Genomic DNA, 22,927 nt, shown 5'->3' on the forward strand with positions numbered 1-22,927 from the left:
TGTCTTGCAGAGAGGCCAACGATGCCGAAATCGGGCAGTTTGCGGCTCTGATAGCCGCCGATCCGTCTTTTTGAGCCGGAAATCCACTGATGCCTGTGGAAAACTGGCTCGTGGGCTCGTTTTTCAGCAAACTCCTAAGCCACGCTGCCAGGCCAAGGAGCGCTCGCCCCAGGCCGCTCAGTCCAGCCCAGTAACTTGCCGGGATTGAGCAGACCCGCCGGGTCGTAGGTCTGTTTGGCCGCCACCTGGTCGGCGTCGATCACCCCCAGGCCGCCGTCCTCCACGGTGAGCACATGGGGGTTGAACAGGAAGGCCCCCAGCTGCCGGGCCTGCTCCATCAGCTCCAGCAGCGCCGCCCGGCCTCGCCAGCGCACCAGGGGCAGGGCCGCCAGCCGCTGGCTGCCCTGCTGACGCACGGCCTCCAGGTGCCAGAGCAGATCATCCCCCCAGCGCTGCTTGAGGGCGTCGAGCGCCGGGGCCTCCGGTTGGGGCAGAAGCATCTGCAGGTAGGTCCAGCTGGGGTCGTGGGCACGCATGTGCAGGGTGGTGTGGTTCCAACAGAGCTCCCGCAGGGGCACGCCCCGGCTGCCCTGCTCCGGCGCCTGCCACACCAGCCGTCCACCCAGGGCCGCCAGCAGCGGCTCCAGGGCCGGCAGGGCATCGGCGGCGGCCAGCAGCAGCAGGCGGTGCCCATCGGCCGCTGGACAAAGGCCCGGGCCATGGCCCCCAGGGCAGGGCAGCTGCCGGGCCACGGCCTCCTCCAGCAGGCAGAGGCCATTGAGCAGCAGGGCGGTGGCGGGCAGGCTGCGGATCGCCGTCAGGGCCGCTCTCCAGCTGCTGAAATCGACCACCAGCTGCTGCCAGGACACCGCCGCGGCCGTGGCCAGCGTCACGGCGGTGAGGATGCCGTTGCTGCCGTAGGCGTGGTTGAGCGGGGCGCTGGCGCTGGCATCGAGCTGAAGCAGACGCGGCTCCGGCTCCACCGTCACCACCTCCAGGCCCAGCAGGTGGCCGGGATCGCGCAGGAAGCCCCAGCGCACTGAACCGATGCCGCCGGAGCCGCCGGCGATGAACCCCCCCAGGCTGGCGCTGCGGCGGGTGCTCGGGGTGAGGCGCAGCTCCCGCCCATGGGGGGCCAGCTGCTGCTCCAGATCAGCCAGCAGGCAGCCCGCCTCGGCGGTCAGTACGCCACTGAGGGGATCCAGCCGCCGCACCTGGTTGAGGCCGCTGAGGTCGAGCACCACACCCCCGGCCAGGGGGACGCACTGGCCGTAGTTGCCGGTGCCGCTGCCGCGCAGGGTGAGCGGCACCCCATGGCGGGCGCAGGCTCCCGCCACCAGCCGCACCTGCTCCGAGCAGCTGGCCTTGACCACCAGCTGGGCCTGCCGGTCCTGCAGCAGGGGCGTCAGCACCGGGGAATAGGAGAAGAAATCGCGGGAGAGCCGCTCCAGCTCAGGCCCGCTGCGGATCAGCACCAGGCCCTGAGCGGCGCCTGAACTCAGCTCGGCGACCAGTGCCTCCAGCTGGGCGTCGCTGGCGGGCGCCGGCAGGTCGCTCGGCAACTGGCTGGCAACGGCCAGCTCAGCGGGACGGAGGGCTGGATCGAGGGGCACAGCAGCGGGGCGGCAAACAGCAGGCGGGAACTCATGCCCGCTTCCGGTCTAGTCAGCCGCGCCGGGCCAACCCATGGCCAGGGCCTGCCGCCATGGCCTCCAGCTGCGCCGCCAGCTCCGGCCTCGCCGGAGCTGGCACCTTCAGCCACTGGCCGGAGCGCAGCACCCGCCGCTGGGGCGGACGGCAGAGCAGTTCACTCCAACTGGCGGCGGCCAGCACCACCAGATCAGCGGGGCCCCCGCAGCGCAGCACCCCATCCCACTCCAGGCCCATCAGACGGGAAGCGGCGGTGGTGAAGGGGGCCAGCCCCTGCCGTTGCCAGGGGGCCAGGTGGGCCGCCGGCAGGCAGAAGCGCAACAGCTCAAGGGGGTCGAAATCCCCGCCTGGGTACCAGGGATCCTGAACGTTGTCGCCCCCCACCGCAACCGTGACCCCGGCGCGCTGCAACTGACGGATCGGTGCCAGGGGCCGGCTGGCCGGGGTGTTGCCCCCCTCGTGGCCCAGCAACCAGAGGTTGGTGGGGGGCAGGGCCACCACCGCCAGGGAGGCGTCGGCCATGGCTTCGGCCAGCCGGCTCAGGCGGGCTGCCCCCAACTGAGACATCGAGCAGCTATGGCTGCAGCTGACCGGCACGCCGATGCGGTGGCGACGCACCAGCCTGGCCACCATCGCCACCCCCGCACCGCCCCCCTCGCCGCTCTCATCGACATGCAGATCCACCGGAGCCCCCAGGCTGTCGGCCAGCTGCAACAGGGCCAGCAGCCCCTCAGCATCGGCTCTGCTGGGGGCCATGGGCGCACCCAGCACACCCCCCAGCAACACCGTTCCCTGCGGGCCGAGGCTCACCAGCCGGCGGGCGTGGGCCGCGCCAGCCGCCGTGGCCCAGTGCCGCACCGGCACCAGGGCCACCAGCTGCAGCGCCAGCCGCGGCGCCCAGCGCTGCTGCAGCTCCAGCAGTCCCTGCCATCCCGGCTCGGCGCCAGGGCCGAGGCTGTCGATATGGCTGCGCACGGCCCTGAGGCCATAGCGCCAGGCCCGCTCCATGGCCCGCTCACCCCGCTCCAGCACCTGCTCGAGGCTGCGGCCCTGGTGCTCCGCCAGGTTGGCCGCCAGAGCGCCCTGCATCGTGCCCGCCGGGTTGGGATGGCCCTCCCAGCTGAAGGCCTTGTCGAGGTGGGCATGGGGCTCCACCAGGGGGGTGAGGGCCAGGGGCAGCAGCTCTCCATCGCGGCGGGGGTGGGCCTCGATCGCCGTGATCACGCCGTGCTGATGGCTCAGGCGCACCGCCACCAGGCCGCCCTCATCAGCCGGGGGCAGGTTGTTGAGCTGGGGATCGATCAGGGCGCGCGGCAGCAGCAGTGGTGGCAGCAGCTCAGGCACCGGTTCAACCCCGCTCACCAGGGGACACCAGCGGCGGAAGCCTTCTCAGGATCGTTGTCGCTGGAGGTGCTGAGGATCTTGAAGCGTCCGGCTGCCGCCACGGTGAGAACGCGATAAACCGGCAGGTCGAGAAACGGCAGCACCGAGGGGCCACCGATCTGGGTGCGGTAGAGGCTGAACAGTCCGAAATTCTGCCTCCTGGTGTTGCGGCGGGCCAGGTCACCGAGCACCTTGTGCTGGCTGCGGATCAGCTCAGGACAGTTCTGGATCGCCAGCTGCAGGGGCATGGGCAGACGCTTGGCGCAGACCTCTTCCACCGCCAGTTCAGCCAGCTGATCGCCGGCGAAGCCCTCGAACTCCTCCAGCCCCGGATTGGTGAAGGCCAGGGCCGCCCCGGTGACCCCTCCGCCCAGGGCCAGAACGGTGCCCCAGCGGGCGAGACGAAGCGAAGAGGGGGGCCGCAAAGGGAAGGGTGCAGGGCTGCTTGATACATTGGCAAAGACCACGGCGGGCGTCGCCAAGTGGTTAAGGCAGCGGCTTGTGGTGCCGCCATCCGGGGGTTCGAATCCCCTCGCTCGCCCTGAATGAAGCCAGCAGTCGATCGGCTGCTGGTTCATCCCTCACCGGATCAGCGCAGGGAAGCCCCAGCTCCTCACTGATGGCGGCACAGGCCTGTTCAGCACGGCTCTGGGCCAGACCGGCGGTGTTCAGCGCCACAGCCTTCACCCGGGGCGGTGCTGTGCCTGTGGGCCGGCCCAGGGCCGCCAGGCCTTCCAGCACGCTGATCAGCTCAGCGAGCGGTGGCAGCGACACCTGGGGATGCTTGTTCACATGGTTCTGGCCGGCGCGGTGCACCAGCAGCAGGGCGGTGGGCTGGCTGCCGCGGATGAGGGGCAAGGTGGCGGAGGAGCCGGGGTGGCAGAGGGAGCCCTGGCCCTCCACAAACAGCAGGCTCTCCTGGCTGCAGGCCGGCTCTGAGGCCACCTGCAACAGGGCCCGCTCCACCGCGCCGGCGGCGTAATCGACCCGCACGGCATCCAGGGGCACACCCGTGCCGCTGATCAAGATGCCGGCCTGGCCGGTGCCGATGAAACGGGCGTCCGCCCCGGCCCGCCGGGCGGCGGCGCAGAGTTCCAGGCAGGCGCTCATCTTGCCCACGGCCATGTCGGTGCCCACCGCCAGCACCCGCTTACCCGGCAGAGCAGCTGCCCGGGCCGCGGCCACCTCCAGGCCGGGGGGCTCCTGGCGCAGATCCCAGATCCACTGCCCAGGGCCGCGCAGGGCGGCCAGCTGCGGATCAGAGGCCAGGGGTGTGTGCAGCCCGCTGGCCAGGTGCAGGCCGGCCCGCAGGGCCGTTGCCAGATCGGCCTTCAGCTCCGGCGGCAGCTGCCCGCCCGATGGGGCCAGCCCCACCACCGCCACCGCCGGCTGATAGGTCAGGGCGGCGGTGAGATCAGCCACGATCGGCACCCGCCGCCGGATGCCGGTGATGGCCTCCAGCTCGGCGCCGGCATGGGCCGGATCCACCACCGCCACCACCGAGCCCTGCCGGTAGCGCAACATCGCCAGGCCCGTCTTGCCTGAGAGGTTGTCGAGGCCGCCGTGCAGCAGCAGCACCACCGGCGCAGCGGCGCTCAGCACGGCACACCCGCGGCAGCGGCAGCGGCTCCGGGTGCCTCGATCACCCCCAGGCCGGGGCGAGCGGAGGGCAGGGGACGATCGTCCTGAAGATCAGGGCCCATGAAGGGGTCATCGATCAGGTTCAGGTGGCTGTCGAGGTCGGGCCAGCGCACCAGCGGCAGCAACTGAGAGGCCGCACCATTGAGCAGGGCGCTGTCGGAATAACAGCCCAGCATCAGATCCAGCCCGAGGCTGCGGGCGGTCTGAGCCATCAGCAGGGCCTCACTGAGGCCGCCGCTCTTGAGCAGCTTGATGTTCACCCCATCCACGTGGGGGGCCAGGCGCAGCAGATCAGCCAGGTTCCAGCAGCTCTCATCGGCCACCAGGGGAATCGGGCAGCTCAGATCAAGGGCCTCGAAGCTGGCGGCATCGGCGTCGGGGTCGAGCTGGGCAGGCAGCGGCTGCTCCACCAGCACCACCCCCTGCTCCGCCAGTGAGGGGATCAGCTGCTGAGCCGTGGCCAGATCCCAGCCTCCATTGGCGTCCACCTGCAGCTCACTGACTGCCGCGGCCCCATGGCGCTGGGCCTGCTCCTGCAGCCGACGGGTCACCGCCTGCACCAGGGCGCGGTCGTGGTCTGGGCCATCTGGGCTGCCCAGCTTCAGTTTCACCCGCTGGGGCCAGCAGCCCAGGCGCTCCTGCCAGAGATCGAGCCGGGCCAGCACCTGCTCCACCCCCGCCAGGCCGAGGGTGACGCTGGTGGGACTGCAGGCGGCCCTCTCCAGGCCCCAGAGGCGCCAGAGGGGCTGGCCCAGCCGCTGGCCCCACCAGTCGTGCAGGGCCAGATCGATGGCGCAGCGGGCCGGCGGTGACAGCGGGGCCAGCCAGGGCTCCAGGGCCTGAAAGGCCGGCAGTTGCGCCGCCAGAGCCAGCCCCTCGGCCGAGGCGAAGCGCGGCAGGAGGGCCTCCAGCTCCGCCGCCACCGCCTCGGTGCTGTAGCTGCGGTGGCCGGTCTCAAACCCACCGGTTTCGCCGCGCCCCACGAGCCCGTCGTGGTCCAGTTCCACCACCAGCCGCCGCACCGATGCCGTGGTGCCCCGGCTGATCGCCAGGGGCACCGCCTTGGTGAGCGTGATCGAGCGAAGGCGTGCCTGCATCCCACAAGTTTCGGCCATGGTCGAAACTTGTGGGATGACGGTGACCACCCCAACGCGCGGCAGCTACTGGATCACCACCTTCGGCTGCCAGATGAACAAGGCCGATTCCGAGCGCATGGCCGGAATCCTTGAAGGCATGGGCTATCAGCCCGGAAGTGGTGAACACAGCGCTGATCTGGTGCTCTACAACACCTGCACGATCCGCGACAACGCCGAGCAGAAGGTCTACAGCTACCTGGGCCGCCAGGCCCAGCGCAAACGCACCAACCCCCACCTCACCCTGGTGGTGGCCGGCTGCGTGGCCCAGCAGGAGGGAGAAAGCCTGCTGCGGCGGGTGCCGGAGCTGGATCTGGTCATGGGCCCCCAGCACGCCAACCGGCTGGAGACCCTGCTGGAGCAGGTGGCCAGCGGCCAGCAGGTGGTGGCCACCGGCGAGCACCACATCCTCGAGGACATCACCACCGCCCGCCGCGACAGCGCCGTGTGCGCCTGGGTGAATGTGATCTACGGCTGCAACGAGCGCTGCACCTACTGCGTGGTGCCCTCGGTGCGCGGTCAGGAACAGAGCCGCAACCCCGAAGCCATCCGCCTGGAGATGGAGGGACTGGCGCAGCGGGGTTACAAGGAGATCACCCTGCTGGGGCAGAACATCGACGCCTACGGCCGCGACCTGCCCGGCATCACCCCGGAGGGCCGCCGTCAGCACACTCTCACCGACCTGCTCCACCAGGTCCACGACGTGGCCGGGATCGAGCGGATCCGCTTCGCCACCAGCCACCCCCGTTACTTCACCGAGCGGCTGATCGAGGCCTGCGCCCAGCTGCCCAAGCTCTGCGAGCACTTCCACATCCCTTTCCAGAGCGGTGACGACGACGTGCTCAAGGCGATGGCGCGCGGCTACACGGTGGAGCGCTACCGGCGCATCCTCGAGCGCATCCGTGAGCGCATGCCCGATGCGGCGATCAGCGCCGATGTGATCGTGGCCTTCCCCGGCGAAAGCGACGCCCAGTACCGCCTCACCCTGGCCCTGATCGAGGAGATCGGCTTCGATCAGGTGAACACCGCCGCCTACTCGCCCAGGCCGGGCACCCCTGCCGCCAACTGGCCCGATCAGCTCAGCGAGGCCGTGAAGGTGGAGCGTCTGCAGGAGATCAATGCCCTGGTGGAGCGCACGGCGCGCCAGCGCAGCGAGCGCTACCGGGGACGGACCGAGCAGGTGCTGGTGGAGGGCAGCAACCCCCGCGATCCCAGCCAGTGCATGGGCCGCACCCGCACCAACCGGCTGACCTTTTTCCCGGATCTGGCCCCAGCCTCAGGCCATGGTGAGCACCAACGCCGTGTGATCCAGCCGGGGGATCTGGTGAACATACGCATCGAGGAGGTGCGAGCCTTCTCCCTCACCGGCGTGGCGGTGAGCTGAGGCAGGTCGGGGCTGATACGTTTGGCGCCGATCCGGAACCAGCCGACCCCATGCCCAGCCCCCCCCGCTGCATCGGCCTGGTGTTCGGGGGGGCCTCCGACGAGCATGAGGTCTCGATCCGTTCGGCCATCACCGTGCTGGGCGGCCTCAGCGCAGGAGAAAATCTTCTCCGCTATGGGGTTCGCCCCTTCTACATCGATCGCTGCGGCCGCTGGTGGGGCCCTGAGCTGGCCGAGGCCGTGCTCTCCAGCGCTGCACCAGCCACCGGCGAGCAGCTGCGCCGATCCGCCACCGACCAGTCCCTGGGGAGCAGCGGCTTCCGCGCCCTACCCAGCGAGGCAGAGGGCGTTGATGTCTGGTTTCCGGTGCTGCACGGCCCCAACGGCGAGGACGGCACCATCCAGGGTCTGTTCACCCTGATGCAGGTGCCATTCGTGGGCTCAGGCGTGCTCGGCTCGGCCCTGGGCATGGACAAACAGGCCATGAAGGCCGCCTTTGCGGCCGCAGGACTGCCCCAGGTGCCCTACGCCTCAGTGCAGGCGGCCGAGCTGCGAGAGAACCCCGAGGCGTTGCTGCAGCGGCTGGAGCACGATCTGGGCTATCCCTGCTTCGTCAAGCCGGCCAACATGGGCTCTTCGGTGGGCATCAGCAAGGCCAGCGACCGCAGTTCCCTGCTGCAGGGGCTGCAGCTGGCCGCCGACCTGGATCCACGCCTGGTGGTGGAGCAGGGGGTCACCGCCCGGGAGCTGGAATGCGCCGTGCTCGGCCAGGGGACAGGAGCCCAGGGTGGTCTGAAGGCCTCGGTGGTGGGGGAAATCTGCTTCTCCGCCGACTGGTACGACTACGAAACGAAGTACACCGCGGGGCTGAGCTCCACCGTGATCCCGGCCCAGCTGCCCGAGGCCGTGAGTGAGAGCCTGCGCGCCATGGCGCTTCAGGCTTGCGCCGCCGTGGCGGCCGAGGGGCTGGCCCGGGTGGATTTCTTCTACGACGAAGCGGCGCAGCGGCTCTGGCTCAACGAGATCAACACGCTGCCGGGCTTCACCAGCCAGAGCATGTATCCGATGCTCTGGGCCGCCAGCGGCGTGCCGCTGGCGGATCTCGTGCACCAACTGGTGCAGAGCGCGGGAGAATGGGAGCGTGGATCATCTCAAGAGGACCCGGCGGAATGAGTCACGGCTTGCTCTGGCTGCCCCTGCTGGTGGTTTTTGTGCTGCTCACGGCCCTCGGCTGGCTGGAGCGGCGCCGTCAACGGCTCTTCCATGAGTGGGCGGAGGGATCGGAACTCTCCAAACTCGATGGCTGCGGCGCAGCGCGGCTCAGCGAGGGGGTCGTCACCTGGAGCACCTTTGAAGCCGGCGTGCTCAAACCCCAGGGATCCTTTGTGATCAGCAAGCTGGAGTTGCTGGAGCTGATGTCCCTGGGATCGGGTGATGCTCCCCTCACCGACGAAAGCCAGGGCAGCTGCCGGGTGCGGCTGGTGGGCGATGGCCAGCAGGAAGACCTGCCCTTCTCCGATGCCGAGCGCGCCCGGCGCTGGATGGATGAATTGATGGCCCGCTCCCGTTGTGAACTGTGAGCCCAGGTCCCCAGGCGCCAGGGGTGGAGCGCCGGCGGCAGCTGCGGCTGCAGCGCCGGCAGGAGCGGCTGCGCAACGCCTGGCGTCTCGTGGTCTTCTCCGCTGTCGCTGTGGGCCTTGGCTACGGCCTGCTGCGTCAGGGCTGGACCCTCACGAGCCCATCGCAGGTGGAGGTGAGCGGCAGCGAACGGGTGAGCCGTGAGCAGGCGATCGCCGCCGCCGAGCTGCGTTTCCCCATGCCCCTGCTGACCCTCGACCCCCGGCTGCTGCGCTCCGAACTCCTCGACGCCCTGCCCGTGGAGCAGGTGGCGGTGCAGCGCCTGATCCTGCCGCCCCGCCTGCGCATCGAGCTGGTGGATCGACAGGTGGTGGCCCGGGCGGAGCGGCGCACAGCCAAGGGGACCGAACAGGGCTATGTCGATCGCCTGGGGAACTGGATCAGCAGCAGCCAGCAGGCCCTGGGATCCAGCAGCAGCCAGCCGGAAACCGCCATTCGCGTGCAGGGATGGCAAGCCCGGTTCAAACCCACCATCGTCGAGCTGATGGAACGCCGCGACGGCCTGGGCAGCCCCCTGAAGGCCATCCGCTTCGAGCCCGACGGCACCCTCTGGCTGACCACCGGCACCCTTGGGGAGGTGAAGCTCGGCGGGCCCGACGGCGACCTGAGCCGCCGCCTCGACGTGCTGCGCTATCTCTCCGGAGAGCTGCCCAAGCGGGTCAAGGACCAGGCGGTGCGCTCGATCGATCTGAGCGACCCTGATCAGCCCGAAGTGGGGATGCCTGCTCCGGCAGCCGATCCAGCCAAGCCCAAACAGCCAGGCCAAGGGGTGGACTGATTCACTGGTGGCCCCAGCCCCTGCAGGCAGCCATGAACGCAAACCCTCACAGCGCTATTGCGCGAAAATGGGTTGGGTTTTACGCAAAAGTGCCGCACCGAACAGGATTTTTCAAGCCTGACACCGACATAATGCTGCCTGAGATGAGTGCTATCGGTTCCTTGAGTGACCACTCGACCCCTGGCCAGCACACCATCTCCTCCGACGCCCCACCAGGACACTCCTTGACCTCCCCGCCCTCCAGCAACGGCATTGTTCCCAGCCAGAGCGCAAGAATTGAGGTGATCGGAGTTGGGGGCGGCGGCAGCAACGCGGTCAACCGGATGATCGCCTCCGACCTCGAAGGGGTGGGCTACAGGGTGCTCAACACCGACGCCCAGGCCCTGCTCCAATCAGCAGCCCAGCGGCGGGTGCAGCTCGGTCAGAAGCTCACCCGGGGCCTCGGCGCGGGCGGCAATCCAATGATCGGTCAGAAGGCGGCCGAGGAATCCCGCAACGAACTCCAGGAAGCTCTGGAAGGGGCCGACCTGGTGTTCATCGCCGCCGGCATGGGCGGTGGCACCGGCACCGGAGCAGCTCCCATCCTCGCTGAGGTGGCCCGGGAATGTGGCGCCCTCACCGTCGGCATCGTCACCAAGCCCTTCAGCTTCGAGGGGCGCAAGCGCATGAAGCAGGCCGAGGAGGGCATCGCCCGGCTGGCGGAGCACGTCGACACCCTCATCGTGATCCCCAACGACCGCCTGCGGGATGCCATCTCCGGCGCGCCCCTGCAGGAGGCCTTCCGCGCCGCCGACGACATCCTGCGTCAGGGCGTCAAGGGCATCAGTGACATCATCACTCGGCCGGGCCTGGTCAACGTCGACTTCGCCGATGTGCGCTCGGTGATGACCCTCGCTGGCACGGCCCTGCTGGGCATCGGTGTGGGCTCCGGCCGCTCCCGGGCCGTGGAAGCGGCTCAGGCCGCCATCAGCAGCCCCCTGCTGGAGGCCGCCCGCATCGATGGGGCCGAGGGCTGCGTGATCAACATCAGCGGTGGCAAGGACATGACCCTCGAGGACATGACCTCGGCCTCCGAAGTGATCTACGACGTGGTGGATCCCGACGCCAACATCATCGTGGGCGCAGTTGTCGATGAAAAGCTAGAAGGCGAGATCCACGTGACCGTGATCGCCACCGGCTTTGAGGCGGGCAGCACGTATCACGTTGAGCGCCCCCGCGCCACCTTCGCCCCCAGCGCTGAGCTCACCCACACCGAAAGCGAAGCTGAGCAGCGCGGCGCCAAGATCCCGCCGTTCCTGCTTAACCGTCAGAGCCGCAGCAGCGACAGCTGATCGGAAACCACTGCGGGAAGCACTGAATTCAAGGGGGTGACCCGGAGTCCACGCCTGCCTGGAGCATCCCGTGTGGCTGCTCCCTTCCGGTCCTGACCAGATTTGGGCGTCCGGGCCGCGTGGGTCCGAGTCGAGAAGATGGTAGCAATGCAAGCCCGAGAGGTTCCTGCCTGTGCCCCTGAGACCCGGTGATCTGGTGACCCGCAAGCAGGCGGGCCAGCCGATCCTGATGCTCACCGCCTGGGATGCGCTCTCGGCGGCACTGGTGGAGGAGGCCGGTGGCGACCTGGTGCTGGTGGGCGACTCCCTGGCGATGGTGGTGCTCGGCCACGCCACCACCCTGCCGGTGACCCTGACGGAGATGATTGGTCACACCCAGGCCGTGGCCCGGGGTCTGCGCCGGCCCCTGGCCCAGCAGCCTCTGCTGATCTGTGATCTGCCCTTCCTGAGCTACCAGTGCGGCGGTGATCAGGCGGTGGCCGCCGCCGGCCGGGTGCTCAAGGAGAGTGCGGCCGCCGCCGTGAAGCTGGAGGGGGGCGAGCCGGAAACCGTGGCCGTGGTCGACCGGCTGGTGCGCAGCGGCATCCCGGTGATGGGCCACCTGGGCCTGACCCCCCAGTCGGTGCATCGGCTGGGCTACCGGCGCCAGGCCAGGGATCCCATCAGCCAGGAACGCCTGCGCCGCCAGGCGCTGGACCTGGAGGCCGCCGGCTGCTTCGCCCTGGTACTGGAGCACGTGCCGGCGGATCTGGCCGGCAGCCTGCGGCGGCAGCTGGCCATTCCCGTGATCGGCATCGGCGCCGGCGACGACTGCGACGGCCAGGTGCGGGTGACGGCCGACCTGCTGGGCCTGACCCCCAGCCAACCGCCCTTCTGCCCACCGCTGCTGGCGGGGCGCCAGCTCTGCGTGGAGGCCCTCAGGGGCTGGCTGCAGGCTGATGGCTCTCCCACCAGGCCAGCAGCTCCCTCAGCACCGCATTGCTGAGGGCCAGCCCCTGGGGATCCGCCAGCCGCCAGCGCCGGCCTTCCACCAGCAGAAGTCCCCGCTGGCGCCAGGGGGCCATCAGGGCCTGCAGGGAGCCCTCATCAGCGGCACTCAGGCCCGCGGCGCGGGCGAGCTGCTCCAGGTTCACCCCTTCGCGCCGGCGCAGGCCCACCATCAGCCACTCATCAAAGGGGGGCTGATGGTGGGCCTGCGCACTGGCGGCATCAGGGGTCTGCAGCCAGGCGGCATAGGCCTCCCGGGTGCGGGGCCTGGCCAGGCGCTGGCCATAGGGAGCCGAAGTGGCCCCGAGGCCGAACCCCCACCAGCCGGCCCCGCTCCAGTAGACGCGGTTGTGACGCGAGGCGTGCCCGGGCAGGGCGTAGTTGGAGATCTCGTAGCGGCCGTAGCCGGCACCGCGCAACAGCTCCCCGGTGAGGTCCATCAGGTCGGCCCCCAGATCCGGATCCGGCAGGGGCAGCTGCCCGCGCTGCTGCAGCCGTTCAAACACGGTCCCGGGCTCCACAATCAGGTCGTAGACGGAGAGATGGGGCGGCTCCAGCTCCAGGGCCTGCTGCAGCTGCTGCCGCCAGTGGGGCAGATCCTGCTCGGGCAGCCCCTGGATCAGATCCAGGCTCCAGCTGGCCAGCTCACCGGCGGCGCGGGCCTGGCGCAGCCAGCCGGCGGCCTGGAACAGGTGCCGGCGGCGATGGCGGCGGCCCAGGCGCTCCAGCACGGCGTCGTCGAAGCTCTGGCCGCCCAGGCTCACGCGGTTGATGCCCAGTGCCAGCATCCCCTCCAGGCGCGGGCGATCGAAGCTGGCCGGATCCATCTCCAGCGTGATCTCTGCGCCGGGGGCGAAGCCGAAGTGCTGGCGCAGGCCGTCCAGCAGCTGGCCCATCTGCTCGGGGGTGAGCAGCGAGGGGGTGCCGCCACCGATGTAGAGCGTGGAGAGCGGCGCCGGATTGGGCGAGGCGGCGATCTCCGCCTGCAGCAGGGGCAGGTAGGCGGCGATTGAGCCGGAATGGGCGCCGTCGGCATGGTCCCCCAGCGGCACCACCGCGAAGTCGCAGTAGAAGCAGCGGCGGTGGCAGAAGGGGATGTGGAGGTAGGCGGCTCGGGGTGCGGTCACGGCCTGGGGAGCGGTGGGCGAGGTCGGCTTCAGGATTCGCCACATGTCCGTAGGCAAATGTACGGATACCTTTCCCGGTCAAATGGGGCTGGATCGGCCATGCTGCGTTGTCCCGGCTCAGGGCAGCCCACAACCCAGCCATGGTGGACCCGCTCATCCTGCTGCTGTTCCTGATCTCCGGCGCAGCCACCGGCTGGCTCGGAGTGGATCTGCTGCCGGAGAACCTGCTGCTGCAGGTGACCAACCTCGAGGGCCTGCGCTGGGTGCTGGGCGGCTTCGGAGCCTTCTTCGGGCTGCTGGCGGGATTCTTCTTTCAGCTGCTGCGACGCCGCCTGATGCGTCAGGTGCGCTCGATGCCCACCGACCTGCTGGTGAGCCGAGCCGTGGGGCTGATTCTGGGGCTGCTGGTGGCCAACCTGCTGCTGGCGCCGATCCTGCTGCTGCCATTGCCCTGGGAGGTGATTTTCGTCAAGCCGCTGGCGGCGGTGCTGAGCAACGTCTTCTTCGGGGTGCTGGGCTACAACCTCGCCGAGGTGCACGGGCGCACGCTGCTGCGGCTGTTCAACCCCGCCAGCACCGAGGCGCTGCTGGTGGCCGATGGGGTGCTGCAACCGGCCACCGCCAAGATCCTCGACACCAGCGTGATCATCGACGGACGCATCCGCGGGCTGCTGGAATCGGGCCTGCTGGAGGGGCAGGTGATCGTGGCCCAGGCCGTGATCGATGAGCTGCAGCAGCTGGCCGATTCGGGCAATGCCGAGAAGCGGGGCAAGGGCCGGCGCGGCCTGAACCTGCTGGCCGCCCTGCGCGAGACCTACGGCCGCCGCCTGGTGGTGAACAGCACCCGCTACGAGGGCAACGGCGCCGACGACAAGCTGCTCAAGCTCACCGCCGACACCGGCGGCACCCTGCTCACGGCCGATTACAACCTGGCCAAGGTGGCTGAGGTACAAGACCTCAAGGTGATGAACCTGAGCGCCCTGGTGATCGCCCTGCGGCCCGAGGTGCAGCCCGGCGATGCCCTGCAGCTCAAGATCGTGCGCGAGGGCAAGGAGGCCAACCAGGGGGTGGGCTACCTGGAGGACGGCACCATGGTGGTGGTGGAATCCGCCAGGGCGCGCATCGGTCAGCGCCTGCCCGTGACGGTGACCGGAGCCCTGCAGACCCCAGCTGGGCGAATGGTCTTTGCCCGCTGCGACCAGGAGGGGCCGAAACAGCCTGCTGCCGTCCAGCAGCCGACGGGCCCCCGCTAGGCTCTCCTTCAGGCCCTGTAGAGCGTTTTTCAGATGTCGGTGTCGGCCCCTTACTACGGCGATTCCGCCGTGATGCGCACACCGCCTCCCGATCTGCCGTCGCTGATGCTGAAGGAGCGGATCGTCTACCTCGGCCTGCCGCTCTTCTCCGACGACGACGCCAAGCGTCAGATGGGGATCGATGTGACCCAGCTGATCATTGCCCAGCTTCTCTATCTCGAGTTCGACAATCCCGAGAAGCCGATTTTCTTCTACATCAATTCCACCGGCACCAGCTGGTATTCCGGCGACGCCATCGGCTTTGAAACCGAGGCCTTCGCCATCTGCGACACCATCCGCTATGTGAAGCCACCGGTGCACACCATCTGCATCGGCCAGGCCATGGGCACCGCCGCAATGATCCTCTCGGCGGGTGCCAAGGGCCACCGGGCGGCCCTGCCCCACGCTTCGATCGTGCTGCACCAGCCCCGCTCCGGCGCCCGCGGCCAGGCCAGCGACATCCAGATCCGCGCCCAGGAAGTGCTGCACAACAAGCGCGTGATGCTGCAGATGCTCTCCGACAACACCGGCCGCAGCGTGGAGCAGCTCTCGAAGGATTCCGATCGCATGACCTACCTCACTCCGGTGGAAGCCCTGGAGTACGGCCTGATCGACCGGATCCTCACCAGCCAGAAGCAGCTGCCAGTGCCCCTGGTGGGCTCGGCCTGAGCCCACCCGTTCGTCTTTCACTCCGTCACCACCCCGTTCCGCACCCACCGCCATGCCCATCGGCACCCCCAGCGTTCCCTATCGCCTGCCCGGCAGCCAGTACGAGCGCTGGGTCGACATCTACACCCGCCTCGGTGTGGAGCGCATCCTCTTCCTTGGCTCGGAGGTGAACGACAGCGTCGCCAACAGCCTCGTCGCTCAGATGCTGTATCTCGACTCTGACGACAACAGCAAGCCGATTTACCTCTACATCAATTCCCCGGGCGGATCGGTCACGGCCGGGCTGGCGATCTACGACACGATCAAGTACGTCAAGTCGGATGTGATCACCATCTGTGTGGGCCTGGCGGCCAGCATGGGCGCCTTCCTGCTGGCGGCAGGCACCAAGGGCAAGCGCCTGGCTCTGCCCCATGCCCGGATCATGATCCACCAGCCCCTGGGCGGCACCAGCCAGCGCCAGGCCAGCGACATCGAGATCGAGGCCCGCGAGATCCTGCGCATCAAGGACATGCTCAACCAGAGCCTGGCTGACATGTGCGATCAGAGCCTCGAAAAGATCACCAAGGACACTGACCGCGACTACTTCCTCAGCGCGGCCGAGGCCAAGGACTACGGCCTGATCGATCGGGTCATCGCCCACCCCAGCGAAGCCTGATCGGCTGGATCGCCCAGCGCCGGAACCGACCGGCGCTTACGTAGGCTCGTTGTTTGCCCTGAGCGATTCGCCGGATGGCCCAGCTCTTCTACGACTCCGACGCCGATCTGAGCCTGCTCAACGGCAGAACCGTGGCGATCATCGGCTACGGCTCCCAGGGCCATGCCCACGCCCTCAACCTCAAGGACAGCGGCGTGGCCGTGGTGGTGGGCCTCTACGACGGCAGCCGCTCGGCGGAGAAGGCCAGGGCCGATGGCCTCGAGGTGCTGAGCGTGGCTGAGGCCGCTGAGCGCGCCGACTGGATCATGGTGCTGCTGCCCGATGAAACCCAGAAGGCCGTCTACGACACCGAGATCGCCCCCCACCTCAAGCCCGGCAAGGTGCTGAGCTTCGCCCATGGCTTCAACATCCGCTTCGAGCTGATCAAGCCGCCGGCGGATGTGGACGTGGTGATGATCGCCCCCAAGGGCCCGGGCCACACCGTGCGCTGGGAATACCAGAACGGCCAGGGGGTGCCGGCCCTGTTCGCCATCCACCAGGACGCCAGCGGCCATGCCCGCGCCCTGGCGATGGCCTACGCCAAAGCAATCGGCGGCACCCGCGCCGGCATCCTCGAAACCAATTTCAAGGAAGAAACCGAAACCGACCTCTTCGGTGAGCAGGCCGTGCTCTGCGGCGGCCTCAGTGAGCTGGTCAAGGCCGGCTTCGAAACCCTGGTGGATGCTGGCTACCAGCCCGAGCTGGCCTACTTCGAGTGCCTGCACGAAGTGAAACTTATTGTTGATTTGATGGTGAAGGGCGGCCTCACCGCCATGCGCGATTCGATCTCCAACACCGCCGAGTACGGCGACTATGTGAGTGGTCCGCGCCTGATCACCGCCGACACCAAAGCCGAGATGAAGCGCATCCTCGGCGACATCCAGGACGGCACCTTCGCCCGCAACTTCGTGGCCGAATGCGAGGCCGGCAAGCCGGAGATGATCAAGGCCCGCCACCGCGACGCGGCCCATCCGGTGGAGCAGGTGGGCGTGGGCCTGCGCTCCATGTTCAGCTGGCTGAAGGCCTCCTGAAGCGGCCTCACCCCAGCCGCCCAGCGGTGGGTTCAAAGCTGGGCTCCACCCTGGCCGCCGCCGCCTGGATGGTGAGCGGCCTCAACCCGTCACCGCTGCTCAACAGCCTGCTGCCGGCCCTGGTCACCCTGCCGGCGCTGCTGCCCCTGATCCGCCGCCCTCTGGCTGGGGTGTTCCTGCAGCTGCTGGCGGTGATGGTGCTGCTGGGCCTGGGGGCGAGCAGCCACGAGGCCGTGGGTGCCCCGGCTCCCACCACCGCCGTTCCCGTGCTGCTGGCGATGACTTCGGTGCTGGCCGTGGCGCTCGGCACCCAGATGACGGCCCTGCCCCTGCAGCAGACCCTGCTGGCGGTGCACCAACGGCCGATGGAACAGCTGCGGCGTGCCGGCGAACTTGGTGCCCTGCTCTTTCCGATCGGCCGCGCCCTGCTCCAGTTCAGCCAGGCCCTGGTGCTGCTGCTGCCGGTGCTGCCCCTGGCCCGCCAGGCCCGGGCTGGTGGGGGACGCAGCCAGGCTCCCGGGGTTGAAGCCCCGCCTGTCCCGCTGGCGTTCAGCTGGCGCTGTGCCCTGCAGGGGTTGCTCTTCGGCGGGCTGTTCGGATTGCTGCCCCTGTGGGTGCGTCAGGTGGAAGCCGGCACCTGCCTCGATTTCGGCCTTGTGCTGGCGGCCTACGGGCTGGGGCGCAGCCTGGGCGGGAACTGGGGCCTGGCTTGGTGGCCGGCGGCGCGGGGCCAGGGGGATGCGCGCCGGGAGGGAGCCTGCCGCTATCTCGCCATGGCCCTGCTGCTCGGCGCGACCCGCTGGCTGCCGGGCTGGGGGGTGCTGCTGCTGTTCCTGCCCATGGGTGGCCTGGCCCAGGCCAGCGACCTGGGCCAGGTGCGGGGCCTCGTTCACCTGGAAGACGAGGCTCTGGGCTGGCAGACCCTGGCGCGCTCCGGGGCCATCGGCGGCCTGCTGGGCAGCCTGGCCATGGGGCTGATGGCCCAGCTGCTCGGCCTGCCCGTGGCCTTGCCCCTTCAGATCGGCCTGTTCGCTGTGGCGGCGCTGGCGCTGCCCCCGGCCCTGGCACGCGCCCCCCGGCCGGCGTGATCGCGCTGGAGCAGCCGCTGCCGCTCTGGCTGCTGGTGCTGCTGGCCTGTGCCCTGGATCGCCTGTTGGGCGATCCGATCGGCTGGCCTCATCCGGTGCAGGCGATGGGCTGGCTGATCCAGCGGCTGCGGACTCCCGGCGAGCGCTGGGCGGGGGATCAGCCCCGCCGGCTGCGCCTGGTGGGCGTGGGCCTCACCACCCTGGTGGTGGGGCTCAGCGGCCTGACGGGATGGGGTGTGGAGCAACTGGCGCTGGCGTCGGCTTCAGCGCTGAGCCTGCCCGCCCCGCTGGCCTGGCTCGGGCTGCCGCTGCTGCTGGTCTGCCTGGCCAGTGCCCTGGCCGGCGGCAGCCTGGAGAGGGCCGTGCGGGGGGTGCTGGCCCCGATCGACGGCTTGGGGAGCTCGGCCGCCGCAGCCGTTCCACACCCTGATGACCCCGAACAGCTGGAGGGCCTGGAGGAGGCTCGCCGCCGGCTGGCCTGGATCGTTGGCCGGGATGTGCAGGGGCTCAGCCGGGCAGAGATGCTGCGCGCCGCGGCCGAGACCGCCGCCGAAAATGCCGTGGATGGGCTGTTCGGGCCCCTGTTCTGGATTCTGGCCGGGGCCGGGATCTGGGTGATCTTTGGGACCGCTGGCGGGGCTCCGGGCCCCCTGAGCCTGGCCTGGATGTACAAGGCCGCCAGCACCCTCGATTCGATGCTCGGCTACCGGCGCGGCCGGCTGCGCTGGCTGGGCACCGCCGGCGCCCGCCTCGACGACCTGCTCACCTGGCTGCCCGCCCGGCTGGTGGCCTTCACGTTGCCGGCCGCTGACGGCCGGCCTGGGCAGAGCCCTGGGCTCGGGCGCGAAGCCCTGCGCCAGGGGCGGGACGATCCCTCCCCCAATGCCGGGGTGTCGATGGCGGCCTATGCCCTGGCGGCCCGGGCTCAACTGGGGGGCGTGAACCACTACGGCGGCGTGGCCCGAGCCAAACCGATCCTGGGCCGAGGCTTTCCGGGGGCCGATCCCAACTCCGTGGGCCTGATCCTGGCGCTGAGCAGCCGCCTTGAGGCCCTCTGGCTGGCCGTGAGCCTGCCGCTGCTGCTGGCCCTGGGCCAGGTTCAGTAGGCGCCGCGATCGCGCGGGTAGAGGATCACCCCCACCGTGCGCAGGATGATCGCCAGGTCCAGCAGCACCGTGCGGCGACGGGCATAGCTGACATCGAGCTTGACGCGGGCGTCGTAGCTGAGGTTGTTGCGGCCCGACACCTGCCAGAGGCCGGTGAGGCCCGGACGCACCGCCAGCACTGCATCCATCTGGCGGCCGTAGCGCTCCAGTTCATCCCAGACGATCGGCCGCGGGCCGACCACGCTCATCTGGCCCTTGAGCACGTTGATGAACTGGGGCAGCTCGTCGAGGCTGGAGCGACGCAGGAAGACTCCGATCGGGGTGATGCGCGGATCGGCCTTGAGCTTGAAGTCTTTTTTGAACTCCGCCTTGAGTTCGGGCGACTGCTCCAGGAGCGTTTTGAGGATGCGATCAGCGTCGCGGCGCATGGTGCGGAACTTGATGCAGCCGAAGCCCTTGTAGCCCCGGCCGATGCGGCGCTGCACATAGAAGACCGGCCCCGGCGAGCTGATCTTCACCAGCACGGCCACCAGCAGCAGCAGGGGGCTGCCGAGGGCCAGCACCGCCAGAGAGAAGACAATGTCGCCGCTGCGCTTGAGCACCCGGGCACGCTTTGACTGCGCCCGGATCAGCTGTTCGGCCGTGGGCACCGCCGTGGTCATCGAATCAGCGACCACAAACGGAGGCACCAGCTGCAGAGGCCGGGCAGCAGGAACGGGGCCGGCGGCTTCATAGGCGCTGAGCGACGTACCGGACATCAACGCCCCCAATGTCATGGAACTCTAAAAATTGAATCGTCAACTCACCAGCTCTCGCGGTCACTCAGGCCAGAGGCACAGCGCCGCAGGCGGCGCTGATGCCCCTGCCAGCGGTGATCCAGAACCGCCTGCAGTCGCTGGCGAAAACGCTCCGGGGAGAAGCGCTCAGCCCACTGACGTTGGCGTTCCGCCGGCAGGCGGTGCCACAACTGTCCCTGCTCGAAATACTCCAGCGCCTGAACCAGCGACGCAGAACTCTGCTGCTCGAACAACAGGCCGGTGGGATGGGGTGCCTCGGCGCTGAGGCAGCGGACCGTGTCCAGCAGCCCTCCCTGGCCGAGGCCGATCACCGGAGCGCCGGCGGCCATGGCCTCCACCGGGGCGATGCCGAAATCCTCCAGGCCGGCGTAGAGATAGGCCCTGCAGCGACCCATCAGGTCGCTCACCCGTTCGGCGGAACAGGCCCCCAGCAGAGTCACCGTGGGGCCGGAGAGGGCCTGCAGGCGGGCCCGCTCCGGGCCATCGCCCACCACCAGCAGGGGCAGACCAAGGCGGTTGCAGGCCTCGATCACCAGATCCACCCGCTTGTAGGGCACCAGGCGGCAGAGGCAGAGGTAAAAGTCGTCGCGGGGCAGGTCCCAGCGAAAGCGGTCAACCGCCACCGGCGGATGCAGCACCTGGCTGGAGCGACGCCAGCAACGCCAGATCCGCCGCGCCGTGAAGCGGGAGTTGGCCAGCAGGTGGTCGACCCGGGCGCTGCTGCTCACATCCCACTGGCGCAGCTGATGCAGCTGCCAGCGCACCCACGGACCCAGGGGACCCCGGGCGATGGCGGAACCGGCCAGGTAGGCCTGCATCTGATCCCAGGCGTAACGCACCGGTGTGTGCACGTAACTGATGTGAAGCTGGTCGGGGCCGGTGAGCACCCCTTTCGCCACCAGGTGGTTGCTGCTGAGCACCAGAGGGTAGCTGGCCAGATCCAGCTGCTCGATCGCCAGGGGCAGCAGCGGCAGGTACTGCTGCACATGGCTCACCCCCCACGGCAGCCGTTGGATGAAACTGGTCTGGATGCGCCGCCCCTGCAGCCAGCTGCCCGGCCGGGCACTCTCGCCATCCACCAGGGCAAAGAGGCTGGCGGCGGGGCGGCCCTCGCCCAGCAAGCGATCGATCTGCTGCACCACCAGTTCAGCCCCGCCCACCGAGCGGGGGGTGAACCACTCATGCACGAGGGCGATCCGGCTTGGAAGTCCTGACATGGCGGCACCGTAGGGCCCGTGCCAGGCCAATCACATCACGAAAACTCTCAGCTGATTGCGTGCTCAGGCCTGGATCTGGATGCTGAACGCAGCCCAGCCAGCCATGCCAATTCGCGACCTGCTTGAAGACGCCCTCGAGGAACCCTCGATCGGCCTCACCCCATGCTTCAGCTGGCATGCCACTCCCGTGGGAATCGCTGCCCTCTGGCGTGCTGGAGCTGCACCCTCCATCCCCCCCTACGAGACCGCCCTCAAGGAAGGCCTCGACGTGGGGCTGGACCTCAGCCGCGAGGAGCGGGAGTTCCACCAGTTGCGCATGGGCCTGGTGCTTCTATTCCATTCCTGATGCCACCGAAGCGATGAGCGAGCCCCCCGGCGAGCCAACTCCAGTGCCGGGGGAGGTGTCGATCTGGCAGCTCAAACCCTGGTGGTGCCAGCCCTGGTCGATCCTGCTCACCGGAGTGCTGCTGATCGCCGGCAGCTGGCTCTGGTTGGGGCTCTGGTGGCTGACGGTTCCACTGGCCGCAGCCGTGCTGCTGTGGTGGTGGCTGTTCCTGGTGCTGATGCCCAGCCAGCTGGCTAGCCTGTCAGGGTCGGATGACAGCGGCTGAAGGGGCATTCGGTTGAAATGCAACCGATCCGACAGCATCAGCCCCAGCCTTTCCGTTGGATGGTGGTCACAGCACGCTGCCGAGGGCGCACACCATTCCGTTCCTTCCCACCCACCAGTCCCCATGAGTTACGAACCCGGTACCAGTGAATGCCGGCTGCTGATCGACAGCAAGGACCAGATCGAAGCAGTCCTCGCCAACCTCGCCAAGCTGGAGAACACCGATCACATCCGCATGCAGTTGCTGGCGGTCTACAACCAATTGGAGGGCCTCCACGACCTCAGGCGCAATAAAGAGGCTGCTGCGATCCCCGGCATGGATGGAAGCGCCTGAGGAATCCCTCCAGCTCGATCGGTCCGCAGCGTCGCCGCCAGCCCTGCTGAGCCAGCGGATGCCGCCAGGCGGTGATCCGCAACGGCCAGCGCCCCTGGGGCCGGTACACGATCAGGTAGCGATAGCGGCAATCACGGCGAAACTCCGGCGAACCCAGCGGTTCCGACTGGCGGTGACAGCGCAGGAACCCGGCCACCAGACCCCCGGGGCCATGGCCATCAGCCCGGCAGGCCTCAAGGGCGGCACCCAGCCTCAGGGCGGCCCCGGCTGGATCCCCCTGATGGGGAAGGTAGAGGTGAACAGGTGCCCAGCCGGGAAAACCCAGAAAGGAATACACCGCGGGGATGTCCATGGCAACAGCTCAAGACGGTCTGCTTCACCAGTGCCCTGGCTGTCCCATCGAGCGCTGGGGCGGCCGCTCCCTCGGGGCCGTGCTGCTGCTGGCTCTGCTCGGTGGCGCCGGACTGGCCCTGGCCCAGCAGCGCCAAGGCGAGAACCTCGACCTGGCCTCCCTGTTGCGCGTGGGTGAACCGATTGGCATGGCCGATCAACGCCTGCTGCAGCTGGGCTGGCGGCCCGCCGGGAGCGCCAGCAGCACCGAGCTGGACCGGGAGCGCTCCAGCACCCCCCTGGCCAGCCTCAGTGGCTGCTCCGGCACCGGGCAGGGCTATTGCCGCTTCGACTACCGGCGCGGCACGGCCAGGCTGGCCGTGATCACGCTGCCGGCGGCGGGAGGTCTGCAGGGAGAGCCCCGCGTGCTGCGCTGGCTCGATGACACCAGCGGCCGCCGCTGGGGGCAGTGCCAGAGCGACTCCTCCGGGGAGTTGATCCCCTGCAGCCCCTAGGGACGCCGCTGCCGTGAGCGGGAGGATGCGAGCAACCGGGCCGATAGGTTGAGGGGGCTACCGCCACCAAGGCCAATGGGTTTGGAGAACAAGCAACGTCCCGCCTGGCTGAACTGGCTGTTCCTGCTGATCTTCCTCTGGAGCAGCTGGCAGCTGGCCGGCTTCTGGTTTGATCGCCTGAACTGATCAGCGC

24 protein-coding genes, 1 tRNA gene, 1 other RNA gene and 1 pseudogene are annotated in these 22,927 nt (G+C 69.1%); 17 read left to right on the forward strand and 10 right to left on the reverse strand.

The window, feature by feature from the left end; genetic code table 11:
- Positions 1–134 precede the first annotated feature (134 nt).
- The 3 genes from KQ304_RS10710 to KQ304_RS10720 are packed head-to-tail and all read right to left on the reverse strand — an operon-like array spanning position 135 to position 3,458.
- Positions 135–1,613, reverse strand: coding sequence for an FAD-binding oxidoreductase (locus tag KQ304_RS10710; RefSeq protein WP_259737076.1), 1,479 nt, complete (start codon positions 1,611–1,613; stop codon positions 135–137).
- Between the two features lie 52 nt (positions 1,614–1,665).
- Complete coding sequence (locus tag KQ304_RS10715) at positions 1,666–2,994, reverse strand: amidohydrolase family protein (RefSeq protein WP_259737077.1); 1,329 nt, start codon at positions 2,992–2,994, stop codon at positions 1,666–1,668.
- Positions 2,995–3,008: 14 nt separating this feature from the next.
- Positions 3,009–3,458 carry a DUF4359 domain-containing protein gene (locus KQ304_RS10720; protein WP_259737078.1) on the reverse strand — a complete coding sequence of 150 codons (450 nt, stop codon included), beginning with the start codon at positions 3,456–3,458 and terminating at the stop codon, positions 3,009–3,011.
- Positions 3,459–3,501: 43 nt separating this feature from the next.
- Here KQ304_RS10720 and KQ304_RS10725 point away from each other — a divergent pair.
- Positions 3,502–3,574 (forward strand) — tRNA-His (locus KQ304_RS10725).
- 44 nt (positions 3,575–3,618) lie between these two features.
- Here KQ304_RS10725 and KQ304_RS10730 read toward each other — a convergent pair.
- A pseudogene (locus KQ304_RS10730) lies at positions 3,619–4,464 on the reverse strand (DUF1611 domain-containing protein); the annotation flags it as partial.
- A gap of 164 nt (positions 4,465–4,628) precedes the next feature.
- The gene (locus tag KQ304_RS10735) at positions 4,629–5,771 is read right to left on the reverse strand and encodes a dipeptide epimerase (protein WP_259737079.1); all 1,143 of its coding nucleotides are present in this window, start codon (positions 5,769–5,771) and stop codon (positions 4,629–4,631) included.
- A gap of 40 nt (positions 5,772–5,811) precedes the next feature.
- On the opposite strand from KQ304_RS10735, the gene miaB reads away from it, so the two are divergent.
- The 5 genes from miaB to ftsZ all read left to right on the forward strand — a co-directional run bounded on the left by miaB (position 5,812) and on the right by ftsZ (position 10,937).
- Positions 5,812–7,191, forward strand: a complete 1,380-nt coding sequence (gene miaB / locus KQ304_RS10740; RefSeq protein WP_259737080.1) for a tRNA (N6-isopentenyl adenosine(37)-C2)-methylthiotransferase MiaB — start codon at positions 5,812–5,814, stop codon at positions 7,189–7,191.
- Between the two features lie 50 nt (positions 7,192–7,241).
- On the forward strand, positions 7,242–8,363 hold the full coding sequence (locus KQ304_RS10745; protein ID WP_259737081.1) for a D-alanine--D-alanine ligase family protein: 1,122 nt from the start codon (positions 7,242–7,244) through the stop codon (positions 8,361–8,363).
- A complete protein-coding gene (locus tag KQ304_RS10750) occupies positions 8,360–8,770 on the forward strand; it encodes a hypothetical protein (RefSeq protein WP_259737082.1) in 411 nt (136 codons plus the stop codon). Before KQ304_RS10745 ends, KQ304_RS10750 begins: the two co-directional genes overlap by 4 nt.
- On the forward strand, positions 8,767–9,606 hold the full coding sequence (locus KQ304_RS10755; protein ID WP_259737083.1) for a cell division protein FtsQ/DivIB: 840 nt from the start codon (positions 8,767–8,769) through the stop codon (positions 9,604–9,606). Before KQ304_RS10750 ends, KQ304_RS10755 begins: the two co-directional genes overlap by 4 nt.
- A 143-nt stretch (positions 9,607–9,749) precedes the next feature.
- Positions 9,750–10,937 (forward strand): cell division protein FtsZ, encoded by a 1,188-nt coding sequence (ftsZ, locus tag KQ304_RS10760; RefSeq protein ID WP_399229170.1) that lies wholly within the window; start codon positions 9,750–9,752, stop codon positions 10,935–10,937.
- Positions 10,938–10,972: 35 nt separating this feature from the next.
- On the opposite strand, the gene ffs is transcribed toward ftsZ, so the two are convergent.
- An RNA gene (gene ffs / locus KQ304_RS10765) (signal recognition particle sRNA small type) lies at positions 10,973–11,069 on the reverse strand.
- A gap of 46 nt (positions 11,070–11,115) precedes the next feature.
- On the opposite strand from ffs, the gene panB reads away from it, so the two are divergent.
- Positions 11,116–11,922, forward strand: coding sequence for a 3-methyl-2-oxobutanoate hydroxymethyltransferase (gene panB / locus KQ304_RS10770; protein WP_259737124.1), 807 nt, complete (start codon positions 11,116–11,118; stop codon positions 11,920–11,922).
- Here the strand turns inward: panB and hemW are convergent.
- A complete protein-coding gene (hemW, locus tag KQ304_RS10775; protein ID WP_259737085.1) occupies positions 11,855–13,051 on the reverse strand; it encodes a radical SAM family heme chaperone HemW in 1,197 nt (398 codons plus the stop codon). The genes panB and hemW overlap by 68 nt on opposite strands.
- Positions 13,052–13,191: 140 nt before the next feature.
- Between hemW and KQ304_RS10780 the strand changes: the two genes are divergently transcribed.
- The 6 genes from KQ304_RS10780 to KQ304_RS10805 all read left to right on the forward strand — a co-directional run bounded on the left by KQ304_RS10780 (position 13,192) and on the right by KQ304_RS10805 (position 18,931).
- Positions 13,192–14,304, forward strand: coding sequence for a PIN/TRAM domain-containing protein (locus KQ304_RS10780; RefSeq protein WP_259737086.1), 1,113 nt, complete (start codon positions 13,192–13,194; stop codon positions 14,302–14,304).
- Positions 14,305–14,337: 33 nt separating this feature from the next.
- On the forward strand, positions 14,338–15,012 hold the full coding sequence (locus KQ304_RS10785) for an ATP-dependent Clp protease proteolytic subunit (protein WP_259737087.1): 675 nt from the start codon (positions 14,338–14,340) through the stop codon (positions 15,010–15,012).
- A gap of 52 nt (positions 15,013–15,064) precedes the next feature.
- Positions 15,065–15,667, forward strand: coding sequence for an ATP-dependent Clp protease proteolytic subunit (locus tag KQ304_RS10790; protein ID WP_259737088.1), 603 nt, complete (start codon positions 15,065–15,067; stop codon positions 15,665–15,667).
- A 74-nt stretch (positions 15,668–15,741) separates the two neighbouring features.
- Positions 15,742–16,737 carry a ketol-acid reductoisomerase gene (gene ilvC, locus KQ304_RS10795; protein ID WP_259737089.1) on the forward strand — a complete coding sequence of 332 codons (996 nt, stop codon included), beginning with the start codon at positions 15,742–15,744 and terminating at the stop codon, positions 16,735–16,737.
- Between the two features lie 26 nt (positions 16,738–16,763).
- Positions 16,764–17,825 (forward strand): hypothetical protein, encoded by a 1,062-nt coding sequence (locus KQ304_RS10800; RefSeq protein ID WP_259737090.1) that lies wholly within the window; start codon positions 16,764–16,766, stop codon positions 17,823–17,825.
- Positions 17,822–18,931, forward strand: coding sequence for a CobD/CbiB family cobalamin biosynthesis protein (locus KQ304_RS10805; RefSeq protein WP_259737091.1), 1,110 nt, complete (start codon positions 17,822–17,824; stop codon positions 18,929–18,931). The genes KQ304_RS10800 and KQ304_RS10805 overlap by 4 nt, the downstream gene beginning before the upstream one ends.
- On the opposite strand, the gene KQ304_RS10810 is transcribed toward KQ304_RS10805, so the two are convergent.
- Both KQ304_RS10810 and KQ304_RS10815 read right to left on the reverse strand, forming a co-directional pair.
- Positions 18,925–19,593 carry a sugar transferase gene (locus tag KQ304_RS10810; RefSeq protein WP_259737125.1) on the reverse strand — a complete coding sequence of 223 codons (669 nt, stop codon included), beginning with the start codon at positions 19,591–19,593 and terminating at the stop codon, positions 18,925–18,927. The two genes, KQ304_RS10805 and KQ304_RS10810, sit on opposite strands and share 7 nt — an antisense overlap.
- Positions 19,594–19,733: 140 nt before the next feature.
- A complete protein-coding gene (locus tag KQ304_RS10815; protein WP_259737092.1) occupies positions 19,734–20,945 on the reverse strand; it encodes a glycosyltransferase in 1,212 nt (403 codons plus the stop codon).
- A gap of 103 nt (positions 20,946–21,048) precedes the next feature.
- On the opposite strand from KQ304_RS10815, the gene KQ304_RS10820 reads away from it, so the two are divergent.
- The 3 genes from KQ304_RS10820 to KQ304_RS10830 all read left to right on the forward strand — a co-directional run bounded on the left by KQ304_RS10820 (position 21,049) and on the right by KQ304_RS10830 (position 21,889).
- A complete protein-coding gene (locus KQ304_RS10820) occupies positions 21,049–21,291 on the forward strand; it encodes a hypothetical protein (RefSeq protein ID WP_259737093.1) in 243 nt (80 codons plus the stop codon).
- A gap of 13 nt (positions 21,292–21,304) precedes the next feature.
- The gene (locus KQ304_RS10825; RefSeq protein ID WP_259737094.1) at positions 21,305–21,556 is read left to right on the forward strand and encodes a DUF6737 family protein; all 252 of its coding nucleotides are present in this window, start codon (positions 21,305–21,307) and stop codon (positions 21,554–21,556) included.
- 123 nt (positions 21,557–21,679) lie between these two features.
- Entirely contained in the window at positions 21,680–21,889 is a 210-nt protein-coding gene (locus tag KQ304_RS10830) for a hypothetical protein (protein WP_259737095.1), read from the forward strand.
- Here the strand turns inward: KQ304_RS10830 and KQ304_RS10835 are convergent.
- Entirely contained in the window at positions 21,837–22,241 is a 405-nt protein-coding gene (locus KQ304_RS10835; RefSeq protein WP_259737096.1) for a hypothetical protein, read from the reverse strand. The genes KQ304_RS10830 and KQ304_RS10835 overlap by 53 nt on opposite strands.
- Between KQ304_RS10835 and KQ304_RS10840 the strand changes: the two genes are divergently transcribed.
- A complete protein-coding gene (locus KQ304_RS10840; protein ID WP_259737097.1) occupies positions 22,240–22,734 on the forward strand; it encodes a hypothetical protein in 495 nt (164 codons plus the stop codon). The genes KQ304_RS10835 and KQ304_RS10840 overlap by 2 nt on opposite strands.
- Positions 22,735–22,927 lie beyond the last annotated feature (193 nt).

Origin of the sequence: Synechococcus sp. CS-1329, assembly GCF_025128055.1 — a bacterium.
Taxonomy (GTDB): Bacteria; Cyanobacteriota; Cyanobacteriia; order PCC-6307; family Cyanobiaceae; genus Regnicoccus_A.

Coding starts and splice junctions, on each gene's coding strand:
- KQ304_RS10735 (WP_259737079.1), bottom strand. CDS start 5,771: ATGCAGGCACGCCTTCGCTCGATCACGCTCACCAAGGCGGTGCCCCTG.
- KQ304_RS10745 (WP_259737081.1), top strand. CDS start 7,242: ATGCCCAGCCCCCCCCGCTGCATCGGCCTGGTGTTCGGGGGGGCCTCC.
- KQ304_RS10750 (WP_259737082.1), top strand. CDS start 8,360: ATGAGTCACGGCTTGCTCTGGCTGCCCCTGCTGGTGGTTTTTGTGCTG.
- ftsZ (WP_399229170.1), top strand. CDS start 9,750: ATGAGTGCTATCGGTTCCTTGAGTGACCACTCGACCCCTGGCCAGCAC.
- KQ304_RS10780 (WP_259737086.1), top strand. CDS start 13,192: ATGGTGGACCCGCTCATCCTGCTGCTGTTCCTGATCTCCGGCGCAGCC.
- KQ304_RS10785 (WP_259737087.1), top strand. CDS start 14,338: ATGTCGGTGTCGGCCCCTTACTACGGCGATTCCGCCGTGATGCGCACA.
- KQ304_RS10790 (WP_259737088.1), top strand. CDS start 15,065: ATGCCCATCGGCACCCCCAGCGTTCCCTATCGCCTGCCCGGCAGCCAG.
- ilvC (WP_259737089.1), top strand. CDS start 15,742: ATGGCCCAGCTCTTCTACGACTCCGACGCCGATCTGAGCCTGCTCAAC.
- KQ304_RS10810 (WP_259737125.1), bottom strand. CDS start 19,593: ATGACCACGGCGGTGCCCACGGCCGAACAGCTGATCCGGGCGCAGTCA.
- KQ304_RS10815 (WP_259737092.1), bottom strand. CDS start 20,945: ATGTCAGGACTTCCAAGCCGGATCGCCCTCGTGCATGAGTGGTTCACC.
- KQ304_RS10820 (WP_259737093.1), top strand. CDS start 21,049: ATGCCAATTCGCGACCTGCTTGAAGACGCCCTCGAGGAACCCTCGATC.
- KQ304_RS10825 (WP_259737094.1), top strand. CDS start 21,305: ATGAGCGAGCCCCCCGGCGAGCCAACTCCAGTGCCGGGGGAGGTGTCG.
- KQ304_RS10830 (WP_259737095.1), top strand. CDS start 21,680: ATGAGTTACGAACCCGGTACCAGTGAATGCCGGCTGCTGATCGACAGC.
- KQ304_RS10840 (WP_259737097.1), top strand. CDS start 22,240: ATGGCAACAGCTCAAGACGGTCTGCTTCACCAGTGCCCTGGCTGTCCC.
- KQ304_RS10835 (WP_259737096.1), bottom strand. CDS start 22,241: ATGGACATCCCCGCGGTGTATTCCTTTCTGGGTTTTCCCGGCTGGGCA.